The organism is Streptomyces sp. NPDC058326 (assembly GCF_042879855.1).
Classification (GTDB): domain Bacteria; phylum Actinomycetota; class Actinomycetes; order Streptomycetales; family Streptomycetaceae; genus Streptomyces.
On the sequence record NZ_JBHVZO010000013.1, the window covers coordinates 128,055 to 147,407 of the forward strand.

The window sequence follows — 19,353 nt, forward strand, 5'->3', positions numbered from 1 at the left end:
GGAGCGGTGGGACAGGTGGAGCGGTCGTGGTGCGCGCTCTGCGCGGTCGTGATGGGCTCCGCGCCGTCGTGGTGCGCTCTGCACGGTCGTGCCGCCGGCGGTCGCGGCGCTAGAGGTCGGGGCGTCCCGGGCCGGACGTCCGCAGGAGGAGCAGGGACGGTACGCGCTCCGGGAACCCCGCCCGCAGCAGACCATGGCCGATTCCCGCGAGCCCGGTGAGCAGACCGGGGTGCGGAACCCCGTCCGGGGCGCCGCTCCGCGCGCCGGTCTCCTCGACGGACGCCAGGAGCGCTCCTGCCCGGCGGATCCAGTGCGGGCGTGCCTCCGGGAGCGCGTCGTGGCCCAGAAGTTCACAGACACCGGCCTCGCCGTGGCACAGGCTGTCGTCGGGCGCCGGCCGGTCACGGCCCAGCTCCCCGGCGGCCTCGCGGGACCAGGCCGAGAGGTACGGGTCATCCAGGGCACCCGGCGCGTCAAGGACCGCGAGCGCGACACCGGCGCGCCCCCGGCACCAGGCCGAGGCCCGGGCGCCGCTCTCGGGCCCCTGGTCCGTCGACCGGACGGGGACTCCCCCGCGACCCCCGTCCGGCCCCAGGCCCCGGCTCAACCGGTCCCGGCTCAACCCGCCGCCGCGGCCCCGCCCTTCGTCCGGCTCCCCGCCGACGGCCGCCCGCAACGCGGCCAGACCCGCGACCCTGTACCGGCGGGCGGCCCCGACGCCGAACCCGGTCTCGACGGTGGCGTCGGCCGCGAACCCGGCCTCGGTGGTGGCGTCGGCCGCGAACCCGGCCTCGGTGGTGGCGTCGGCCCCGAGCCCGGCCCCGACAGCCGTCTCGGTCTCCGAGGCCGCCGCGAAGCGCAGCAGGGCCCAGCCGATCCCGGCGGCCCCCGTCGCGAATCCCCGCCCGGCCGCCGTCGGATCGGTGGTGAGGAGCCGGTCGGCGCAGGCCCGTGCGGTCGTCCAGGTCTGCCGTGCCTCTTCCGTGGACGCGCATCCTGGAGCGGAGGCACCGGAACCGGAGCCCGCCTCGCCGGCATCCGCCCCGTGGGCCGCGAGAAGGGCCGCGAGTCCGCCGGCGACGCCCGTGCCCACCCCGTACTCCCGCTCGGACCGCGCCGCCTCCCCCACCAGCCGCAGCATGGCGGACGCCCAGGAGCCGACCTCCGGGTCGCCGAGGAGCCGTGCGGTCCCGGCGAGCGCGTACGCGATGCCGCCGAGTCCGGAGAAGGCGCCCGAGCCCACCGCGCCGAGGTCCTCGGGCCGGGAGGTCAGCGCGTCGAGCAGGCGGGGCACCGGCGCCAGGGCGGTTCGGGCCGCCTCCGCGTAGTGCGCGGCCCCGGTGAGCGCCGCCAGCTGGGCGAGGAAGAGGGCAGGGCCCGTGTAGCCGCCGGCCAGGTCGGCCGGCAGGGGGCCGATCCGCCAGTAGCGGTCGTCCAGGAGCTCCAGGCCGATCCAGTTGCTGCGCGCTCCTTCGCGGTACGCCAGGGAGACCAGCTGGTCCCCGACGGAGCGGGCGGCCGAGAGCAGCCGCTCCGGCTCCGGGGCGCGGTCGGCCGTACGGGTGCGGCGGCCCTCGGCGGGCCGGTGCGCGGGGGTGCGGGACGTCGTCGCCATCGCGGCGCGCACGATCCATTCCTGGTCCTGGCGGTCGACCGTGTCGAGGGCGGCGAGTTTCGCCGTGACGCGGGTGATCCCGGGCAACTCCGTGCGGCCGGCCGGCGGCCGCTCCGGCGCGCCCCACAGGTGGTCGGCGCCCGGCCGGGCGGTGAACAGGGGTACGTCGCCCGCCCAGAGCTGGGCGATCTCCTCGGCGACGAGGCCAGGGTCGAGCACCGCGCCGAACGCGTCGGTGCGCAGGCTCTCCAGGACCCGTTGCCGTGCGTCGGCGTCCTTCAGGAGGTCGGGGTGGGTCGACTCGTCGAGCAGCGTGCCGTACATCCAGGTGGGGCGCACCACCACCCGTACCTCGTCCTCCGCGAACGCCGTCAGCGGGCTTCTTCCTTCCAGGAGTTGGCTTCTGGCGGTGCTGATCGCCGTGTACGCGGTGCGGAACCCGTCGCAGAGCGCCTCGACGTGGGCGCCCGGCTCGACGGGCTCGCCGTCCGCGAGCCGCGGCCGGTTGGCGGACTCGCCGAACGTGCCCGCTCTGCGTACCAGGCGCATCCGGTCGGTGCCGGTGTCGGCCCAGTCCGCCCGGGCCACGGGCGACACCGCCTCGTGGCCGCCGCCGACGGCGGAGACGTCGAGGGCGCTGTGGTCGCCCACGAGGAGCTGGGGCAGCAGTCCGACCCGGTAGACGGAGTCGTGGAGGGCGCGGGCGGCGGGGTCCTCGGTGGCGGCGGCGCCGGGCAGCGGCGGGTGGAAGAGGGTCTCCACGTCGACGAGGACCGGGTGGGCGCCGGCGGCGATCAGGTTCTCGTGGTGCAGGTCGGTCCCGTCGAGCAGGTGCAGCAGTCCGAGGAGAGCGCCCTGGCGGCGGTAGAACGTCTCGATCTCCGCGACGGTGTCGCAGGGGCGGGCGGCGACGAACTCCACCCACCCGTAGGCGCCCCGGTCGAGCAGCCTCAGGGTGCGCAGGTCCGTGGTGCCGGGCAGCCCGTTGAACCAGGTGACGAGAGCGTTGAAGTGGCGGTGCGCGGCGAGCGGACGCGGCTTGTACACCAGGCGGGTTCCGTCGGCGAAGCGCAGCAGCATGACGCTGCGGCCGCCGCGGTGCCCGTCTCCGGCGCCGGTCTCGACGCCCACGAGCAGCCCCGGTTCCCGTCCGGAGTCGCTGAGGAGACCGGGCGTCAGCCGGTCGTGGTCGTCCGCGAGGCGTTCGAGGGCCTCGGCGACGGCGTCCGCCGTGTCGAGCGCCGTCCGTCCCAGGATCCGGGCGAGCACCGGCCGCCCCGCGAGCAGGGCCGCGAGGCCGCGCCGGGACGCCGTACGTCCCAGGAAGTCCCGGAACCGGGCGCGGGAGTCGGCTCCTTCGAGGCGCCCGGCGGTTCGGGCCTCGTGGAGTTCGAGGACGAGCGTCCGCGCCGCCGCCCTCGCGAGCCTGCCGCTGAGCTGCCGCTCCAGGTCGCTCCGTACGGCGGTCAGGTCCACGAGTTTCCGGGTCCGCCCCGAAACGCCCCGCTCCAACCGCTGCCCCGCGCGCTCGGTGTAGGGGCGCAGCACCCACTCGAAACCGCTGAGCCCCGGATACTCTCCCTCGGGCGCCAGGGCCCGCACGGGTGCGGCGGCGGACGCCCACTCGGCGAACGCGGCCCAGTCCGGGCGGCCTCCGTCCCCGTCGTCGCCGGAGACCTGCCCGGCCTCCCACCAGCGGGGGACCGCCGACAGCGGAGCATCGGCCCGCCCCTGTCCCGTCTCCGCCGCCATCGTTCCTCCCCCCACCGTCGGGCCCGCCGTTCGGCGCACCCCTGATCCTGGTACGGGAGGCGCTCCGGTGGCATGGGGATCGGCCCCCCAAGTTTTCGCCCCTGCCCCGGAACGGGGGTCAGGCCGTCGCCCCGGGGGCGGGGCCGGACCGTCTGCGGGGCCCGGATCGGCGCACACCGCGTGGGTCACGGCACGGGCGGTGTCGGAGTGGTCCGGCGCGGGTGTTGGACGTACGCACAGACCCCGGCCGTGCCGGTGTGCCCGTGACCCGTCTCCGGGCGTGCCCCTGCCACGGCGGCCCGGACCGTGTTGTCGTGGGCCCCCGTCCCCCTCCCCGCGTTCCGGAGAACCATGCCCGTCCACAGAATCCTCGCCGCCGCGCCGTCCCTGTCCACGGGTGACACCCGGGCCGCCGTCCTGATCGGCTTCCTGCTCGTCGTCGTCGCCGCCCTGTTCGCCTGCCTGCTCCTCGGGCCGCAACGCGAGGAGGCCGACAACTTCTACATCGGCCGCCGCCGCGACAAACCCCTGCGCAACAGCCTCGCGCTCGCGGGTGACTACGTGTCCTCGGCGACCGTCGTGGGGACGGCGGGGACCGTCGCCCTGATGGGCTTCGACGGTCTGTTCGTCGCGGGCAGCACGCTGGCCGCCCTGGGCGTGCTGTTCCTCCTCGCCGGGCCGCTCCGTGCGCGCGGTCGGTTCACGCTCGCCGACGTCTTCGCGGACCGGGCGCCGGGAACGTCGGTACGGATCGCGGCGGCGGTCGTCACCCTGCTCGTGTGCCTGCTCTATCTCGTCGTCCAGCTCTCGGCCGTGGCCCTCGTGACCGCCCAGCTCCTGGGCCTGGAGACCGTGGGAGCGCAGCGGGCGATCGCCGTGATGACCGGCGTGCTCATCACCATCGCGACGGCGGTCGGCGGGATGCGCGGGGCGACCGCACTGCAGAGCGCGAAGTCGGTCGTCGTCCTGGTGGCGCTGACCCTGGTCGTCGGGGCGCTCCTCGCCCGCTTCGGCTGGAACCCCGCCGCCCTGCTCGACGCGGCGCTCGCACACAACGGCGCAGGGTCCGCGTATCTCCGTCCCGGGCTGCTCCAGCGCTCCAACCCCAGCGCCAGCTGGACCTTCGACTTCGTCGGGCTCCAGCTCAGCATCGTCCTCGGCGCGGCCGTCATGCCGCACGTCCTGATGCGTCTGCACGCCACGCCCGGCCCCGCGGCGGCACGCCGGTCGGTGCGCGGCGCGCTGCTCGTCGTGGCGACCGTGGTCGCGTTGACCGTGGTGATCGGTCTCGGCACCGCGGCGACCGTCGGCGGCGCGAGACTGGCCGCGGTCAGTCCGGGTGGCACCGGCGCCCTGATGCTCACCACCGAAGTCCTCGCCGACGGCCCCGGCGGTGCGGCGGGCGCCGTGCTCTTCGTCCTCGTCGCCACCGCCGTCTTCGCCACGTCCCTCGCCGTGATCGCCGGCATCACCCTGACGGCGTCGGCGGCGGTCGGGCACGACCTCTACCGGCAGGCGCTGCGCCGCGGTGGCGTCCGGGGCAAGGGGGTCGAGATCGGTACCGCCCGCTGGGGCGCGGTCGCCGTGAGCGCGGCCGGCATGACGCTCACATACACGGCCCTCGACTGGAACATCCAGATGTTCAGCTGGGTGGCCCTCGCCCTCGCGGCCTCCAGCCTTCTGCCGGCCCTGGTCTACACCCTCTTCTGGGGCCGTTTCACGGAACGGGGTCTGCTGTGGACCCTGACGGGCGGCGCCGCCTGTGTCCTCGTGCTGCAGACCTTCACTCCCGTGGTCTCGGGCCTGCCCTCCTCGCTCCTCCCCGGCCATGACTTCGCCTGGCTCCCCCTCCAGTCCGTCGCCCCCTTCTCCATTCCCGTCGGCTTCGCCCTGGGCTGGCTGGGCAGCGTGACGGGCCCCGGAAGAACCGGAGGGACGGGAGGAACGGGACAGAGGGCAGCGAGCAGAGAAGGCGGAAAAGAGGGCCAAGCGGCACGAATGAGAACATGACGGCGGGGCAGGCGGACCGTGGGCGGGACACGACGTCCGCCCGTACCGACACGGAGAAGGGAAGGACGACAGAGGGAGCACCTCGTCGTCCTCCACCGACCGGAGGAGTTGTTGTTGGCGTGACTGAGCACGCGTGGAGCTACGGTTCGACCTCGGGCCACCTGGCCGGGACGGTCCTGACCGGCTACAAGGTCGAGGCGACCGACGGCAGTATCGGCAAGGTCGACAAGCACTCCGACGAGGTCGGGGACGCCTATCTGGTGGTCGACACGGGCGTGTGGATCTTCGGCAAGGAGGTCCTCCTCCCCGCCGGTCTCGTCTCCCGCATCGACCCGCAGGAGCAGAAGATCTACGTCGACTGCTCCAAGGACCAGGTGAAGAACTCCCCCGAGTTCCACCGGGAGACGCACCTCGGCGACACCGCGTACCGCGAGCAGCTGGGCACGTACTACCACCGCCCCGGCGGCTTCATCTGAGACCTCCGAAGTCCCCGACGGAGGTCGGAGGGGCCCGGACTCCTGGAGTCCGGGCCCCTCCGCGTCCTCGCCCGGCCCGCCCCCGTTCGTGCCGGACGCCGCGAGCTCGGCCGGTCGACAAGACACCCCTAGGACACGAGACCCTCGCCCTCCAGCTCGGCCAGCCGCACGGTGCACAGGCCCCCGCGCTCGGCCTTCACCTCCGTCACCTTCAACTGGGTGCCGGGGGCCAGGATGTACTCCTCCTCGCCGGTGAACGCGGAGAACCGCCGGATCCCCACGGCCCGCGCCGGGGTCACCTCGAACAGGGTCCGCCGGCCGCGGCTGCCGAGGAACGCCCGGGCCACGCCCAGCTCGGACGTGCACGAGGACACGCCCCACCACGTCACCGTCCGGCCCAGCGGGTACTGCGACCTCAGATCGAGCGCCACGCCCCGCCACAGCGGCTCCGTCCGCGTCGGCAGCGCGTCCACCGCCGAGAACAGCAGTCGCAGGTAGGGCAGATAGGGAACCAGCCGCTCCCGGTCCGAGGAGCGCAGCACGGCGTTGATCTCGCGGTAGAACGCCGACTCGCATGTGTAGAGGTACAGCGCCGAGATCGCGTCGGCGGAGAGCCCGTCGACACCGGCCCCGGCGACCGCCGCCGCGACCTTGGCCTCCCCGAACCGGCTGGACCGCTCGATGTGCCGGTCCAGGTTGACGAGCACCTTCGACACCGGTTCGACCGCCTTGCGGAAGTCCATCAGCGGTGTGTCGAACACCCCCGTGATCGGGGGCAGGACGAGTCCCTCGTCCTTGACGCTGGTGAGACGCTCCAGATAGAGCTGGTGCAGCTCCATCGTCGAGGCGATGAACGCCCCCATCCGCTCGGCGACGCCACCGCTCTCCGCGCCGCCGGTGCCCGACGCCTTCCGGTCCCAGCCCTTCCGGGGCAGCCAGTCGACGGGCTCGGCGCCGACCGCCGCCAGGGCGTCGTTCACCTGGGCGAAGTGGTCGCCCTCGCAGAAGACGTCCCCCTGCGCCGCCGGGTTCGGGTGGTCCAGGTGCCGGACCTCGACCCCGGGGTACTTCTTCTCCAGACGCTGGACGACGCGCTTCAGGCTCCGGGCGTGCGCGCCCCACCAGGCGAACACCACCCCCCGGTCCTCCTCCTCGGCATCCTGCTTCGCCCGGAGGATCTCCTCGACGATCTGCTCGGCCACCGGCCGCCAGAACGACGTGTGCCGGTCGGTCGGCATCGCCCCGTCCGCGCTCGCCGTGAGGGAGGCGTTCAGCAGGAGGACGCCCTGGGTGAGCATCGCCTGGAACCACTCCGGCGGCTGGACCGTGTCCTCCTTCTTCAGCAGGCTCCGGATGTCGGCGATCGGCGTCTTCTTGACGATGCCGTACTTCCACATCGCGGCGGCCTTGATGATGCAGCGGATGCTGACCACCCGGCCGAACTGGCTGTCATTCCAGTCGTTGAAGGTGTTGTCGAACATCGCGATGCCGGTCGCGCTCTCCGCCCGCGGATACGGGTTCTGTCCGAAGACGACCACCTTCCACTTCTGCGGCGGATGCGGCTTCAGCGCCTGGAACGTCAGCTCACGGACCGGCACGACCTCGGGACTGCGCTTCGGTCCAATGAAGTCGGCGGCTCCCGGCTGCGCCTCGATCACCGGACCGAGCAGCGGCAGCCACGGCTCACCGCCACCGGTGAACAGTTCGGCAAGACCCAACGGGTCCCCCGCCGGGGGTCCACCGTCACTCGCGGAGGGAACGTCGGCTGCGGTCACGAGGTCAGAACTCCCGGAAATCGAACCGGACGGCCCCGCGGGCACGCCGGAATGCTGATCGGACGCGGTGACGCCGTCGCCGACCGCCGTACCACCCTGCGCGGTACCGGTCGGTGAGGTGCCGGTCGGTGAGGTCTGCGGCTCAGTGCCGAAAGGAAGGCCGCCGCGGCACGGTGATCCGGACCCGCCGCGCGGACCCCGCTCCCTCGATGTCGTCGAGCTGCCCCAGGACCGCGGCCCTCAACTCGTCGTAGTCGGTGAAGCCGTGGTCGTGGAACAGGGTGTACCCCGTCCACATCAGGTTGGCGCACACCCTCGCGGGCACCCGGCCCGTCTGCGCGCCCATCCCCACGAGCGCCACCGACCGGATGCTGCCCGGCTCGGCCCGGTTCTGCAGGTGCACCGCCTGGAAGGCGGCCGCGCACGCCAGCGCCACGTTCATCGTCTCGCTGACGTTCTGCGAGGACTGCCGCATGGTGGGCGTCGAGATCAGATACCGCGGGACGGCCGCCCCGGACGGGACGCACACCGCGCTGCCCACGGGCAGGCTCCCGCCGAACCGGTCGCGAATCGCCCGCTGCACCCTCACCTGGATGCCGGCGCCGAGATGCCGCTTGACGATGCCGTCGACGCCGCCGTCCATCCGGCCCCGCGCATTGGTCGGAGACACCCACGCGTCCACATCGACATCGAGGAGGGAGCCCCGCCGGATCTCCACCCCGGGCGTGTCCGCGAACGCGGACCGCCAGGCCGCCACCACCTCCTCGTTGACATCGACGAGCACCACCCTCAACGCACGTGCGACACCCATGCATTCGCCCTTCTCGCAGCGTCTCTCGAACAACTCCAAAGCTATCGGCCGGCACTGACAACGCCCTCTCCCCGGACCGGAGGTCGCCTGGTCAGGGGCGGGCGTTCGCGGGCACGACGGCCCCGATCGGACACGTGACTCCCCCTCGGTCCCTGGCAGTTGATGATCAAGTCCAGTACCCTTCGATCGCGCCGGGGTGCGTTGGGCGATCACCCGGCGTCAACGCCTGGGGGTCCCGTGTTCAACGCCGCGATGCTCGATCTTCCGTTTCCACCGCGCGCCAATCCGAACCAGGGTTCCGTCGCGCCGTTCCACCGGGACTGGCTGCTCCGGCACTCGGGGCTCGCCGGAGTCGTCGACCCGGCGGCGTACGACCGGTGGGACGTGCCCCGTCTCGCCGCGTTCACCAGTCCCGACTGTGCCACCGACGACCTGGTCCTCGCCGCGGACCTGCTCAGCTTCTACTTCTTCTTCGACGACCGGCTCGACTCGGACCTCGGCCGGGCCCCGGCGCGGGTGGCGGAGGTCAGCGCCCGCCTGACGGCGCTCATGCACGGGAACGGTCCCGCCCCCGAGGCCCGTACCCCCGTCGAGCAGGCCTTCGCCGACCTCTGGGAGCGCAGCCTGCGCGGCATGTCCGCACGCTGGCGGGCCCGGTCCGCCTACAACTGGGAGTGGTACTTCGCCTGCCACCCCGCCGAGGCCGCCGGGCGGCTCTCCGGCCGGCTTCCGGACCGCGAGGGCTATCTGGCGCTCCGGCGGGGCACGGCCGCCATGGAGACCCTCTTCGACATGGTCGAACGGCTCAACCGCTTCGAGCTGCCGCAGGAGATACTGCACCACCCGGTCTTCCGCCGGCTGCGTCAACTGGCGGCCGACATACCGTCGTTCACCAACGACGTGCATTCCTACGCCCAGGAGCTCGCCCGGGGCGATGTGGCCAACCTGGTGATGATCGTCCGTGAGGAGCGCGGCGGCACCCCCGAGGAGGCGGCCGGCCAGGTGATGCGCGAGGCCCAGACGATGGTCGACCGCTTCGTGGAGCTGTCGTCCCAGGTCCCCGAGATATGCGACCTCCTCGGCCTCACCCCGGCCGCGCGCGAGGCCGCCGGCCGGTACGTCGACGGTCTCGCCGCCTGGATCGCCGGCTACCACCGCTGGGAGATCGACACCGGCCGCTACGGCCACTGACCCGCCACGGCCTGCCCGCCACCCGTACCGCGTCCCTGATCACGTCCGAACAGGGCTCGGGCGGCCCGGGCAGCGGGCCGCCCCCAGGTCCCCGCACCCGGGCTCAGGCGACCGCCAGGACGATCTTGCCCGTGGTGCGGCCCCGTTCGCCGATCTCGTGGGCCTTCGCCGCCTCGGCGAGCGGCAGCACGGTGTCGACCACCGGCCTCAGCTCCCCGCGCTCCACCAGGGCCGCGATCTCACGCAGCCCGAGGTGGTCGGGCTCGACCAGCACCCAGACCGCCCGCACGCCGTCCGGGGCGGCGGGAACGCCGTCCGGGCCCGGCAGCGTGATCAGCCTGCCCCCGTCGCGGAGCACCTTCAGGGAGCGTTCGGCCGTCTCCCCGCCGAGGCCGTCGATGACGACGTCGACGCCGGAGACGACGTCCTCGAAACGGTCGGCGCGGTAGTCGACCACCTCGTCCGCTCCGAGCTCGCGCACGAGGTCGTGCTTGGCCGCGCTCGCCGTGCCGATGACGTACGCCCCGAGGGCCTTGGCGATCTGTACGGCGAAGTGGCCCACCCCTCCGGCCGCGGCGTGGACGAGGACCCGCTCGCCGGGCCTGACATCCGCCGTGTCGACGAGCGCCTGCCAGGCGGTGAGGGCGGCGAGCGGCAGCGCCGCGGCCTCCACGTGCGTCAGCGAGGCCGGCTTGGGCGCCAGGTGGCGGGCCGGTGCGACCACGTACTCCGCGTACGCGCCCGCCTGGCGCGGGAAGACCGGCATCCCGAAGACCTCGTCACCGGGCCGGAGGTTCCCCACGCCGGGGCCGACAGCCTCCACCGTGCCGGACACGTCCCATCCGACGGCCGGGAGGGCGCCCCACTCGATGAGGGCCCCGCTCGCGCGGGTCTTCCAGTCCACGGGGTTCACCCCAGCCGCGTGGACCCGTACCAGAACCTCGTTCAGGCCCGGCGCGGGGCGCTCCACCTCGCGCTCGACCAGGTTCTCGGGCCCGCCCCACCGCTCCACGACCATCGCACGCATGCTGTCCGCCTCTTCCCTGTCTCTCATCCGTGTGCCGCCGGATCCCTTCCGACGGCGACACGTCCACGATCGGGCAGACCGTCCCGCCACGGCATTGGCCGCCTGGCCACTATGTGACAGGATCTGGCCATGCGTACTGCTCCTGGGACGGCCGGCCGGAACGAGCCGGCGGCGCGGCGTGTGAAGCCCCACCGCATCGCCGTGCTCGCCCTCCCCGGCGTGCCCCCGTTCGAACTCGGCATCCCTTCCCGGGTCTTCGGCAGCGTGGCGGACGCCGAGGGCCGCCCGCTGTACGAGATCACCGTCTGCACCGCCGACGGCGCCCCCGTCGTCAGCGACGCCGGTTTCACCGTGCAGCCCACGGCGGGACCGGAGGCGCTCGCCCGGGCCGACACGGTCGTCCTGCCGCCCACACACGCCATGCCCGAGCTGGGCCGGGGAGGCCCGCTGCCGCCCGCCGTCCGCGCCGCCATCGACGGCATCCGGCCGGGCACCCGGCTCGTGTCGATCTGCTCCGGGTCGTACGTGCTGGCCGCCGCCGGGCTGCTCGACGGCCGCCCGGCCACCACGCACTGGCACCTCGCCCCCGAGTTCCGCCGGGCGTACCCCAAGGTCAAGGTCGACGAGGAGGTCCTCTTCGTCGACGACGGCGATGTACTGACCTCCGCGGGCGTGGCCGCGGGGGTCGACCTCTGCCTGCACATGATCCGCCGCGACCACGGCGCCGCGGCGGCGAACCGGGCCGCCCGGATATGTGTCGTGCCGCCCTGGCGGGACGGCGGGCAGGCCCAGTTCATCGACCGCCCGGTCCCGGAGCCCACCCTGGCCGGCACGAGCGCGACCCGCGCATGGGCCCTGGAACACCTCGCGGAGCCGCTCACCCTCACCCGGCTCGCCGAGCACGCCCGGATGAGCCTGCGGTCCTTCACCCGCCGGTTCCGCGACGAGGCCGGCATGACGCCCGTGCAATGGCTCACGGCGCAGCGGCTGGAACTCGCCAAGCAGCTCCTGGAGACCACCGATCTGTCGATCGACCTGGTGGCGCACCGGGCAGGGCTCGGCTCGGGGAACTCGCTGCGCGCCCATATGAGGACCGCGCTCGGCGTCTCGCCCGCCGCCTACCGCCGCGCCTTCGGCACCGGCAAGCCGCCGGGGCCCGCGAGGTCGGCGGAACCGGCCCGCGGCGCGTAGGACGGGGCAAGGCGGGTACGCGCCCGGGCATGGTCGATCGGAACGCCCCCCAGGAACACCGCGCGGAGGCCGAGCCCGAACCCCGTTCGGAGGCGGCCGCCGCTCCCCGTACGGAACCGGAGGTCCCGCTCCGTACGGAACCAGAGGCCACGCCCCGTACGGAGCCGGACGCCACCGCGGCCGACGACGGACCGGTGCGGGTGCCCGAGCCGGAGGACGCGGGCCCCGGACCGGAGGTCGAGGAGCGCGCGCCCGATTCGCCCGCCGATCTGCCGCGCCGCTCCTGGCTCGCGATACTCAAGGGCTCGCTGCGCGAGTTCGTGTCCGACGAGCTGACGGACCGGGCCGCCGCCCTCACGTACTACGGCGTCCTCGCCCTCTTCCCCGGCCTGCTGGTGCTGGTCTCCCTGCTCGGCCTCAGCGGGCCGTCGACGGCCGACAAGGTCATGGACAGCCTGCGTGAGCTGACGCCGGGACCGGCCCGCGACGTGCTCGCCCGGGCCGTGGAGAACGTCCAGGGCGGCACGGGCGCCGGCGCCGTCATGGCGGTGGTCGGCCTCGTACTGGCCCTGTGGTCGGCCTCCGGCTACGTGGGCGCGTTCATGCGCGCCGCCAACCGCGTCTACGACGTGCCCGAGGGCCGGCCCGTGTGGAAGGTCCTGCCGATCCGCCTCGGCCTGACCGCGGCGCTCATGCTCATGGCCGCGGCGAGCGCCCTGATCGTCGTCTTCACCGGCGGCGTGGCGCGCCGCGCGGGAGACGTGCTGGGCCTCGGCGACACCGCGCTGACGGTGTGGTCGATCGCCAAATGGCCGGTGCTCGTCCTGCTCGTGACGATGATGATCGCGCTCCTGTACTGGGCGAGTCCCAACGCGAAGGGCAGGGGCTGGCGGTGGATCACCCCCGGCAGCGCCCTGGCCCTGCTGATCTGGATGGCCGCGTCCGCGGGGTTCGCGCTGTACGTGGCCGAGTTCGCGTCGTACAACAAGACGTACGGCACCATGGCCGGCGTCATCGTCTTCCTGATCTGGCTGTGGATCAGCAACCTGGCAGTCCTCCTCGGCCTGGAGTTCGACGCCGAGGCGCTGCGCCAGCGGGCGGTCGCCGGTGGCATGCCGCCGGACGAGGAGCCGTACGTCGAGCCGCGGGACACCCGCTCGTGGAGCGAGGAGGACATGCGCACGCTACGGAAGCGGTGACACGAGGCCGGCCGGGTCCCTCGGCGGGGCCCGTGGCGGAGGCGCACGGAAAGGGCTGGGCCGAGGAAGATGACCGGCGACGACGAGGGCGACGGTGTGTACGAGCGCGACCGGAACTACCTCACGACACGGATCACGGCCGACGGCCGGGACGGCTACCCGGTGGAGCCCGGCCGATACCGGCTGATCATCGCCCGGGCCTGTCCCTGGGCGAACAGGGCCGCGATCGTCCGCCGGCTGATGGGCCTGGAGGACGTGCTCTCCCTGGGTATCGCCGGGCCCGTGCATGACGAGCGCAGCTGGTCGTTCCACCTGGACCCGGGCGGCCGCGACCCGGTCCTCGGCATCGAACGTCTCCAGGAGGCGTTCTTCCGGCGCCGGGCCGGATACCCGCGGGGTATCACGGTGCCCGCCCTCGTCGACGTCCCCACCGGCGCGGTGGTCACCAACGACTTCGAACGGATCACCCTCGACCTGGGCAGCCAGTGGGCGGCTCATCAGCGGGAGGGCGCGCCGGACCTCTACCCGGAGCGGTGGCGCGACGAGATCGACGACGTGGCCGACGCGGTGTACCGGGACGTGAACAACGGCGTCTACCAGTGCGGTTTCGCCGGCGATCAGCGGGCGTACGAGGAGGCGTACCGGAGGTTGTGGGAGCGGCTCGACCTGCTGGAGGAACGGCTCAGCGGCCGGCGCTACCTCGTCGGCGACACGATCACCGAGGCCGATGTCCGCCTCTTCCCGACACTCGCGCGCTTCGACGCCGTCTACCACGGCCACTTCAAGTGCAACCGTCAGAAGCTGACCGAACTACCTGCTCTGTGGGGGTACGCGCGGGACCTGTTCCAGACACCGGGCTTCGGCGACACGATCGACTTCGAGCAGATCAAGGCGCACTACTACGTCGTCCACAACCACATCAACCCGACGGGAATCGTCCCCCTGGGGCCGGACCCCCGGGGCTGGCTCGCGCCGCACGGGCGGGAGGAGCTGGGCGGACGGCCCTTCGGCGACGGTACGCCGCCGGGGCCTCCGCCCCCGGCAGAGCGGGTTCCGTCGCTCGTCTGACGTCGCTCGTCCGAGCGGGGGCGGGCGGGAGCTGGTGGCCGGATCGTCCGGACGGCCGGTCCAGGGCGGGTCCAGGCCGGTCCAAGCAGGTCAAGGCCGGTCCGAGCCTCCAGACCGGTCCAGATGGCCTGTCCAGGGGCCGTGGGACGGCCCGGCCCAGGGCGTTCAGGTCACCGGTTCCGGCCCCGGGCCCGGCGCGGGCAGCGGGCCCGGCTGGGGGAAGGGTTCCGGGGGCGGGCCCGGGGACGGCGGATCCGGCTCCGGCTGCGGCGGCGCCGGCGGGACGGGGTCCGGCCCTCCGGGGCCGGGGACGGGCCCGGGCAGCGGTCCCGGGCCCGGAGCGGGTCCAGGTCCGGGCGGGGGCGTGGGGCTGGGGGGAACGGGATCGTTCGGCGACGCGCTCATGGGCCCTCCTGACGTATCGCGGTGGTCCTGGTCGGTTCCTGGTCGGTCCTGGTCTCGCACCCACGCCTACCCGCCTCCGGGACGGGCACTCGCCTCCCCGGTCCGGTTACGGACCTCCGCGCCGCGGCCGCCCGGGTGCCACTCGCTGAGCAGGATCGTGGCGTCGTCGCGCAGCTTGTGGCCCTGGTGCCGGCGCAGTCCGTGGACCAGCCGCCTGAGGGCTTCGGGGGCGGGAGCGCCCGCGGCGGTGGCACGGATGACGGTGTCGGCCAGCCGCTCCTCGCCGTACAGGTCGCCCTCGGGCGAGCGGGCATCGGTGACCCCGTCGCTGTAGAGGAGGATCCGGTCACCGGGCTGGAGGCGCTCGGAGTGCTCGGTCGGCGGTGAGCCGACGAGGAACCCCCAGCCGAGGGGCAGGTCGGGCTCCCTGGCCAGCACCTGCGGGAGGACCCTCCCGTGGCGGATCAGCAACGGCGGCGGGTGCCCGCAGTTGATCCAGGTCAGCCGCCCGTCGGAGGTGTCCAGATGGGCGACGACGGCGGTCATGAGCCGGTCGGTGAACCACTCGTCGAGAATCCGGTCGATCGAGGTGACGATGTCGGTCAGGGAGCCGCCCGAGCGCCGGGTCGCGCGGCAGGCGGCGAGCCCGGCGGCGCCGGCCCCGCCCGAGGCGAGGTCGTGGCCCATGGAGTCGATGACGGTCAGGTGCAGGCCCCGGTCGTCCAGCGTGTGGTCGAAGGTGTCGCCGCCGATGTCGTACGCGGGTTCCAGCAGCGCCGAAGAGGTGACGTCCGCCGTGCCGATGGTCCGTGGCGGCAGAAAGGCCCACAGCAGTTCGGCCTGCACCGTCATCGCCCGCGAGCGTTCCGCCTCGACAAGGAGGTCACTGTGGGAGGACTTCGACACGACCAGCAGGGCGGCGATCTCGGCGAGCGTCTCGCTGCGTCCGAGCAGGGCGTCGTCCAGGTCGGCCGCCTTCACCATCAGGACGCCGAGACGCTCCACTCCGTCGATCATCGGCAGCCAGGCGGTACCGCCGTCCCTCGACCGCTGCACCCGCTGCGTGCGGTAGGCGAGACCCGCGAGCGACGTGTCGACGTCGAGCGTCCGGTGCCCCTCGCCACGGGGCTGGGGCAGCGCGACCAGCCGGATCTGCTGCAGGTCGGCGACGTACAGGGCCGTTCCCCGGAGCCCCATGCCCCGCCCCGCGTCCTCGACGAGGCCGGCGAGCTCCCGCCCGGACAGCAGATGGGAGCGGGCCAGCAGATCGGCCAGCACATCCTCGTACGTCGACACACGACCTCCGCGGCTCTCCCCAGGGCGTCTCGCGGCGCGGTGGCGTGGAGCGGGCCCGTCCTTTCCCACGGGTGGGTCCCACGCTACGCAGGGTCTCCGGTGATCGCCTCCTCACGCCCCGTACGCCGACGCCACGGGCGGGTTCAGCCGGTGACGAACACTCTGCGTGTGGCCCGCCGGAGCACCCGTCGCAGGCCCCACATGGCCAGCCCGAGGAGCAGGCGGCGGGCGATGACCGGAGGTGTCCAGCGAGCGAGGGAACGACTCCTTCTGAAGGGGAGTTTCACGCGTACCTCCTGATGCCGGAAGCGGGCTCAAGGGCCGGTGCCGGAAGCGGCTTCAGGCGGCCTGCCGCCTGCGCCGGCGGGGAGGAGAGGTCTCGTATGCGTCCTCGTCCTCCTCTTCCTCGCCTTCCCCCCTCTTCCCCCTCTTCCTCTCCTTCCTCTCCTTCCTCATCCTCTGCCTCCTCGTCCTCCGCCGCCACGTCCTCGGGCTCGTCGGCGCAGCCGGAGCCGTCCTCGGACGCGTCGGCGCAGCCGGATTCCTCCTCGCCGGCCGACTCCTCTTCGTCGGCAGGCGGCGCCCACTCCCCGCGAGGACGGACCGCACCGGGCTGAACGGGCCGGTGAACGCGGCCCGTTCAGCCCCCGGCCTCAGTCCTTGGCACGGACCACCAGGCGGTAGAGGCCCAGGAGGATGAGGGAGCCGACGATGGCGGCGACCCAGGTCGATATCTCGAAGAATCCGTCGATGGAGTCGACCCCGAAGATGACCTTGCCGAGCCATCCTCCGAGGAGACCACCGGCGATACCGATGAGCGGTGTGACGATGCAGCCACCGGGGTCGCGGCCCGGCATCAGGAACTTCGCGATGATCCCGACGATCAGCCCCATCAGAATCCAGCCGATAATGCCCATGGCGTACGTTTCCTCTCCAAAGTGCCTGTGGCCATCCGTATGCCCGGCCGCCCCCTTCCGAATCAGGAAAGGGCGTGTTCGGACGTCGCGACGCGGAGGGCCTTCGGGCGAGAGGCAGGCATCCCTCACGACGTCCGGTAGTGGTCCCGGACCTCGGGGCGTGGCCGGAAGCCGGCCGAGATGTACGTGGCGACGGCGCCGAGATTGGAGCTCGGAGTGCAGACCAGGGCGGTCGACGAGCCCAGTTCCCGCAGCGCGGCCGCGGCGGCCAGACTGATCGCCTTGCCGTAGCCGTGACGGCGGTGCTCCCCGTGCACGCCCATCGGTTCGAGCAGCCCGGGCCTGCCGGGACCGGCCGACCACACCGTCACCGCCGCCACCGCGTCGCCCCGGTCGTCGTACGCGACGAGACACCGGGCGTCGGCGTACGGCGATCCTGCCGCCATCGCCCGCCAGCGCTCATGCGTGAACCGTGACCCGTCGAACGCCGCCCGGTGCACGGCGGCGTACACGTGCGCCCCCTCCGCCCCGACCGCCTCGATCCGCGTGCCCGGGTCGCTCACCGGCTCCGTGAGGTCGCGCCGCAGCGGCGTCCACGGCTCGTCGGCCTGCCATCCGTCCCCGGCCAGCAGATCCTGGATCAGCGCGTCCGCCGGTGATTCGATGTTCACCCTGCCCGCGGGAAGTACGCCACGGCCGGGGTCTGTCGCGTCTTCGAGCAGCCGCCGCGCCAACTCCTCGTCCCGCCGGACTTCCGGAGCGGTCGTCAGCCGCAGCAGATCGGGACCGTCCAGCAGCCCGACGGCGAGGATCCGTCCGCCCCTGCTCCACGTCCTGACCGCCGCGGCGGTCGCTTTCGCCCCCGACCGCCAGAACCAGCCCAGGTCCCCCGGGTGCAGGTGCGGCGGTGCCCCTTCGTACTGCCACTCCCGCAGCGCGCTCACGGCCCCGCTCAGCCCGTCGACTCCCGGCCTGCCCATCTCGATCGCCATGGCCCCGATCACACACCATCGCACTGCCGGTCCGCACCAGGTTTCCTGGGCGACTGTGAGGGCTCGTACGGAGCCGGCATCGACGCCGGCGCCGGGATGCCGACTCCGGGATGCCGGCGCCTGCCGGACGGCGGCTCGGTGACGACGCGGCTCTGTACGTGGCCGATCCGAGCGAGGAGCTGTTCCCGGACGACTTCGCTGCCCTGTCGACCCGGATCGACTTCCTGTCTTCGTCGTCGAGGCCCCGTCGTCGGCTGCCGGCCCCTGCCCGACCGGCCGGTCGGGCAGGGGCCCCTCGCGCCCGTCCGAGGCGCTGCCCTCAACGACGGGCCGTGCCGGGCTTCGTCGCGTACCAGCCGGTCTCGGTCCGTGGCGCTCAGCTCTCCGCGCGGGCGCGGTCGCGTCCGGGACGGCGCGTCAGCCGCCGCCGTTCGCGGGTGTGCCGGTCGAGCTCCTCCATGAGGCGGCGGCCCCGGTGCTCGGGGTCCAGTTCGTCGAGGACGCGATCGATCTCGGCGAGCAGGGCTCCGTAGAGCTGCCAGCGCTCGGGGTGCCGCAGCGCGAGGGCGAGCAGCAGGTCGGCTGCCCCGCCCCGGCAGGCGCGTGCGGCCCGCAGCTCGCCCGCGAGCCGTTCCTCCGCCGCCTCTGCGGCCTCGCTGCCCGGGGCCGTGACGAGCACGGCGAAGCTGACGAAGGCGTCGGCGGTGTGCTCGGCCGTCTCCTGCAGGGCGAGCGCGGTCGGACGGGGCAGCAGGTTCTCGCCCGCCCCCTCCTTCGCCAGGTCGGTCAGGGTGCGGGTGAGGACGCGCAGGACGACGGCGCAGATCTCCAGCGTGTCGAGCCCCGTGCGCAGCACGATGCGGTGCAGCAGGCCCTCCTTCACCCGCGGGTTGAACCGCAGGCTGTCCTCGGCCGTGCGCAGCGCGCCGTCCACGTCGGCCACGTCGTTGTCGAGCCGTCGTGCCTCGTGCAGCCGGGCCGCCGCCCGCTCGACGGGGGGAGCCCCGGCGAACTCCTCCGCCACGTCCAGCAGCAGCCTGCGCATCCGCCGGGCCAGGTCCTCGATCGACTCCCCCGCCGTGTCCACCCAGACGGGCGGGGCGAGCACCAGGTTGAAGAGCATCCCGACGACGGCGCCGATCAGGGTCTCCAGGACGCGGTCCCACGCGGTGTGCGCGACCTGGGTGACGCCGAGCACCAGCATCGCGCTGATCGCGACCTCCGGGATGAACTCCTCGACCTTCACGAGCCGCCCCACGAGGAGGGACGCGAGGATGATCAGAGCGAGGCTCCACCAGGAGAGTCCGACAAGGACGCTGAACGCGATGGCGATGAGCACGCCGACGACGACGGAGTTGACCCGGCGCAGACTCGTGGTGAGGGTCGAGTAGAGCGTGACCTGTACGACGAGGAGGGCGGTCAGCGGTGCGGTCAGCGGCGCCGCCTCGCTGCTGAGCCAGAGCGCCACGACGTACGAGAGGGTCGCCGCCGCCGTCGACCGTACCGTCTGCACGACGAACGGATCCCGCCTCAGGCGGGTCATCAGCTCGGCGTATCGGGCGCTCCGCCCGCTGCGCTGCGTCACGTGCTACCTCGCTTCGCTCACGGTGTCCCGCTCCACCCGAGCG

The 19,353-nt window shown here is 73.4% G+C and carries 14 protein-coding genes; 6 read left to right on the forward strand and 8 right to left on the reverse strand.

The window, feature by feature from the left end:
• Positions 1-109 precede the first annotated feature (109 nt).
• Positions 110-3,367: a type 2 lanthipeptide synthetase LanM family protein gene (locus tag ACFVYX_RS23580; protein WP_389683415.1), complete on the reverse strand. Its 3,258-nt coding sequence runs from the start codon at positions 3,365-3,367 to the stop codon at positions 110-112.
• Positions 3,368-3,718: 351 nt separating this feature from the next.
• Here ACFVYX_RS23580 and ACFVYX_RS23585 point away from each other — a divergent pair, with 351 nt between their 5' ends.
• Positions 3,719-5,377, forward strand: coding sequence for a cation acetate symporter (locus ACFVYX_RS23585; RefSeq protein ID WP_389683416.1), 1,659 nt, complete (start codon positions 3,719-3,721; stop codon positions 5,375-5,377).
• A gap of 119 nt (positions 5,378-5,496) precedes the next feature.
• Complete coding sequence (locus ACFVYX_RS23590; RefSeq protein WP_389683417.1) at positions 5,497-5,853, forward strand: PRC-barrel domain-containing protein; 357 nt, start codon at positions 5,497-5,499, stop codon at positions 5,851-5,853.
• A gap of 128 nt (positions 5,854-5,981) precedes the next feature.
• Here ACFVYX_RS23590 and ACFVYX_RS23595 read toward each other — a convergent pair whose 3' ends face one another.
• Together ACFVYX_RS23595 and ACFVYX_RS23600 are read right to left on the reverse strand one after the other, a co-directional pair.
• Complete coding sequence (locus ACFVYX_RS23595; RefSeq protein ID WP_389683418.1) at positions 5,982-7,628, reverse strand: ADP-ribosyltransferase domain-containing protein; 1,647 nt, start codon at positions 7,626-7,628, stop codon at positions 5,982-5,984.
• Between the two features lie 142 nt (positions 7,629-7,770).
• Positions 7,771-8,439: a macro domain-containing protein gene (locus ACFVYX_RS23600; protein ID WP_389683419.1), complete on the reverse strand. Its 669-nt coding sequence runs from the start codon at positions 8,437-8,439 to the stop codon at positions 7,771-7,773.
• A 252-nt stretch (positions 8,440-8,691) separates the two neighbouring features.
• Between ACFVYX_RS23600 and ACFVYX_RS23605 the strand changes: the two genes are divergently transcribed.
• Entirely contained in the window at positions 8,692-9,630 is a 939-nt protein-coding gene (locus ACFVYX_RS23605; RefSeq protein WP_389683420.1) for a terpene cyclase, read from the forward strand.
• Between the two features lie 103 nt (positions 9,631-9,733).
• Here ACFVYX_RS23605 and ACFVYX_RS23610 read toward each other — a convergent pair whose 3' ends face one another.
• Positions 9,734-10,657, reverse strand: coding sequence for an NADP-dependent oxidoreductase (locus tag ACFVYX_RS23610; RefSeq protein ID WP_389683421.1), 924 nt, complete (start codon positions 10,655-10,657; stop codon positions 9,734-9,736).
• A 129-nt stretch (positions 10,658-10,786) separates the two neighbouring features.
• Here ACFVYX_RS23610 and ACFVYX_RS23615 point away from each other — a divergent pair, with 129 nt between their 5' ends.
• The 3 genes from ACFVYX_RS23615 to ACFVYX_RS23625 all read left to right on the forward strand — a co-directional run bounded on the left by ACFVYX_RS23615 (position 10,787) and on the right by ACFVYX_RS23625 (position 14,115).
• Positions 10,787-11,848 (forward strand): GlxA family transcriptional regulator, encoded by a 1,062-nt coding sequence (locus ACFVYX_RS23615; RefSeq protein ID WP_389683422.1) that lies wholly within the window; start codon positions 10,787-10,789, stop codon positions 11,846-11,848.
• Between the two features lie 29 nt (positions 11,849-11,877).
• Positions 11,878-13,047 (forward strand): YhjD/YihY/BrkB family envelope integrity protein, encoded by a 1,170-nt coding sequence (locus ACFVYX_RS23620; RefSeq protein ID WP_389683423.1) that lies wholly within the window; start codon positions 11,878-11,880, stop codon positions 13,045-13,047.
• A gap of 69 nt (positions 13,048-13,116) precedes the next feature.
• A complete protein-coding gene (locus tag ACFVYX_RS23625) occupies positions 13,117-14,115 on the forward strand; it encodes a glutathione S-transferase family protein (RefSeq protein WP_389683424.1) in 999 nt (332 codons plus the stop codon).
• Between the two features lie 471 nt (positions 14,116-14,586).
• On the opposite strand, the gene ACFVYX_RS23630 is transcribed toward ACFVYX_RS23625, so the two are convergent.
• From ACFVYX_RS23630 to ACFVYX_RS23645, 4 genes are all read right to left on the reverse strand, one after another.
• Positions 14,587-15,816, reverse strand: coding sequence for a PP2C family protein-serine/threonine phosphatase (locus ACFVYX_RS23630; RefSeq protein WP_389683425.1), 1,230 nt, complete (start codon positions 15,814-15,816; stop codon positions 14,587-14,589).
• 653 nt (positions 15,817-16,469) lie between these two features.
• Entirely contained in the window at positions 16,470-16,733 is a 264-nt protein-coding gene (locus tag ACFVYX_RS23635; protein ID WP_389683426.1) for a GlsB/YeaQ/YmgE family stress response membrane protein, read from the reverse strand.
• Positions 16,734-16,858: 125 nt separating this feature from the next.
• Positions 16,859-17,725, reverse strand: coding sequence for a GNAT family N-acetyltransferase (locus ACFVYX_RS23640; RefSeq protein WP_389683427.1), 867 nt, complete (start codon positions 17,723-17,725; stop codon positions 16,859-16,861).
• Positions 17,726-18,101: 376 nt separating this feature from the next.
• Positions 18,102-19,268: an aromatic acid exporter family protein gene (locus ACFVYX_RS23645; RefSeq protein WP_389683428.1), complete on the reverse strand. Its 1,167-nt coding sequence runs from the start codon at positions 19,266-19,268 to the stop codon at positions 18,102-18,104.
• Positions 19,269-19,353 lie beyond the last annotated feature (85 nt).

What these genes read in the sequence shown, in the direction of transcription:
- ACFVYX_RS23580 (WP_389683415.1), bottom strand. Translation starts at nt 3,367, where the DNA reads ATGGCGGCGGAGACGGGACAGGGGCGGGCCGATGCTCCGCTGTCGGCG.
- ACFVYX_RS23585 (WP_389683416.1), top strand. Translation starts at nt 3,719, where the DNA reads ATGCCCGTCCACAGAATCCTCGCCGCCGCGCCGTCCCTGTCCACGGGT.
- ACFVYX_RS23600 (WP_389683419.1), bottom strand. Translation starts at nt 8,439, where the DNA reads ATGGGTGTCGCACGTGCGTTGAGGGTGGTGCTCGTCGATGTCAACGAG.
- ACFVYX_RS23605 (WP_389683420.1), top strand. Translation starts at nt 8,692, where the DNA reads ATGCTCGATCTTCCGTTTCCACCGCGCGCCAATCCGAACCAGGGTTCC.
- ACFVYX_RS23610 (WP_389683421.1), bottom strand. Translation starts at nt 10,657, where the DNA reads ATGCGTGCGATGGTCGTGGAGCGGTGGGGCGGGCCCGAGAACCTGGTC.
- ACFVYX_RS23615 (WP_389683422.1), top strand. Translation starts at nt 10,787, where the DNA reads ATGCGTACTGCTCCTGGGACGGCCGGCCGGAACGAGCCGGCGGCGCGG.
- ACFVYX_RS23620 (WP_389683423.1), top strand. Translation starts at nt 11,878, where the DNA reads ATGGTCGATCGGAACGCCCCCCAGGAACACCGCGCGGAGGCCGAGCCC.
- ACFVYX_RS23625 (WP_389683424.1), top strand. Translation starts at nt 13,117, where the DNA reads ATGACCGGCGACGACGAGGGCGACGGTGTGTACGAGCGCGACCGGAAC.
- ACFVYX_RS23635 (WP_389683426.1), bottom strand. Translation starts at nt 16,733, where the DNA reads ATGGGCATTATCGGCTGGATTCTGATGGGGCTGATCGTCGGGATCATC.
- ACFVYX_RS23640 (WP_389683427.1), bottom strand. Translation starts at nt 17,725, where the DNA reads ATGGCGATCGAGATGGGCAGGCCGGGAGTCGACGGGCTGAGCGGGGCC.
- ACFVYX_RS23645 (WP_389683428.1), bottom strand. Translation starts at nt 19,268, where the DNA reads ATGACCCGCCTGAGGCGGGATCCGTTCGTCGTGCAGACGGTACGGTCG.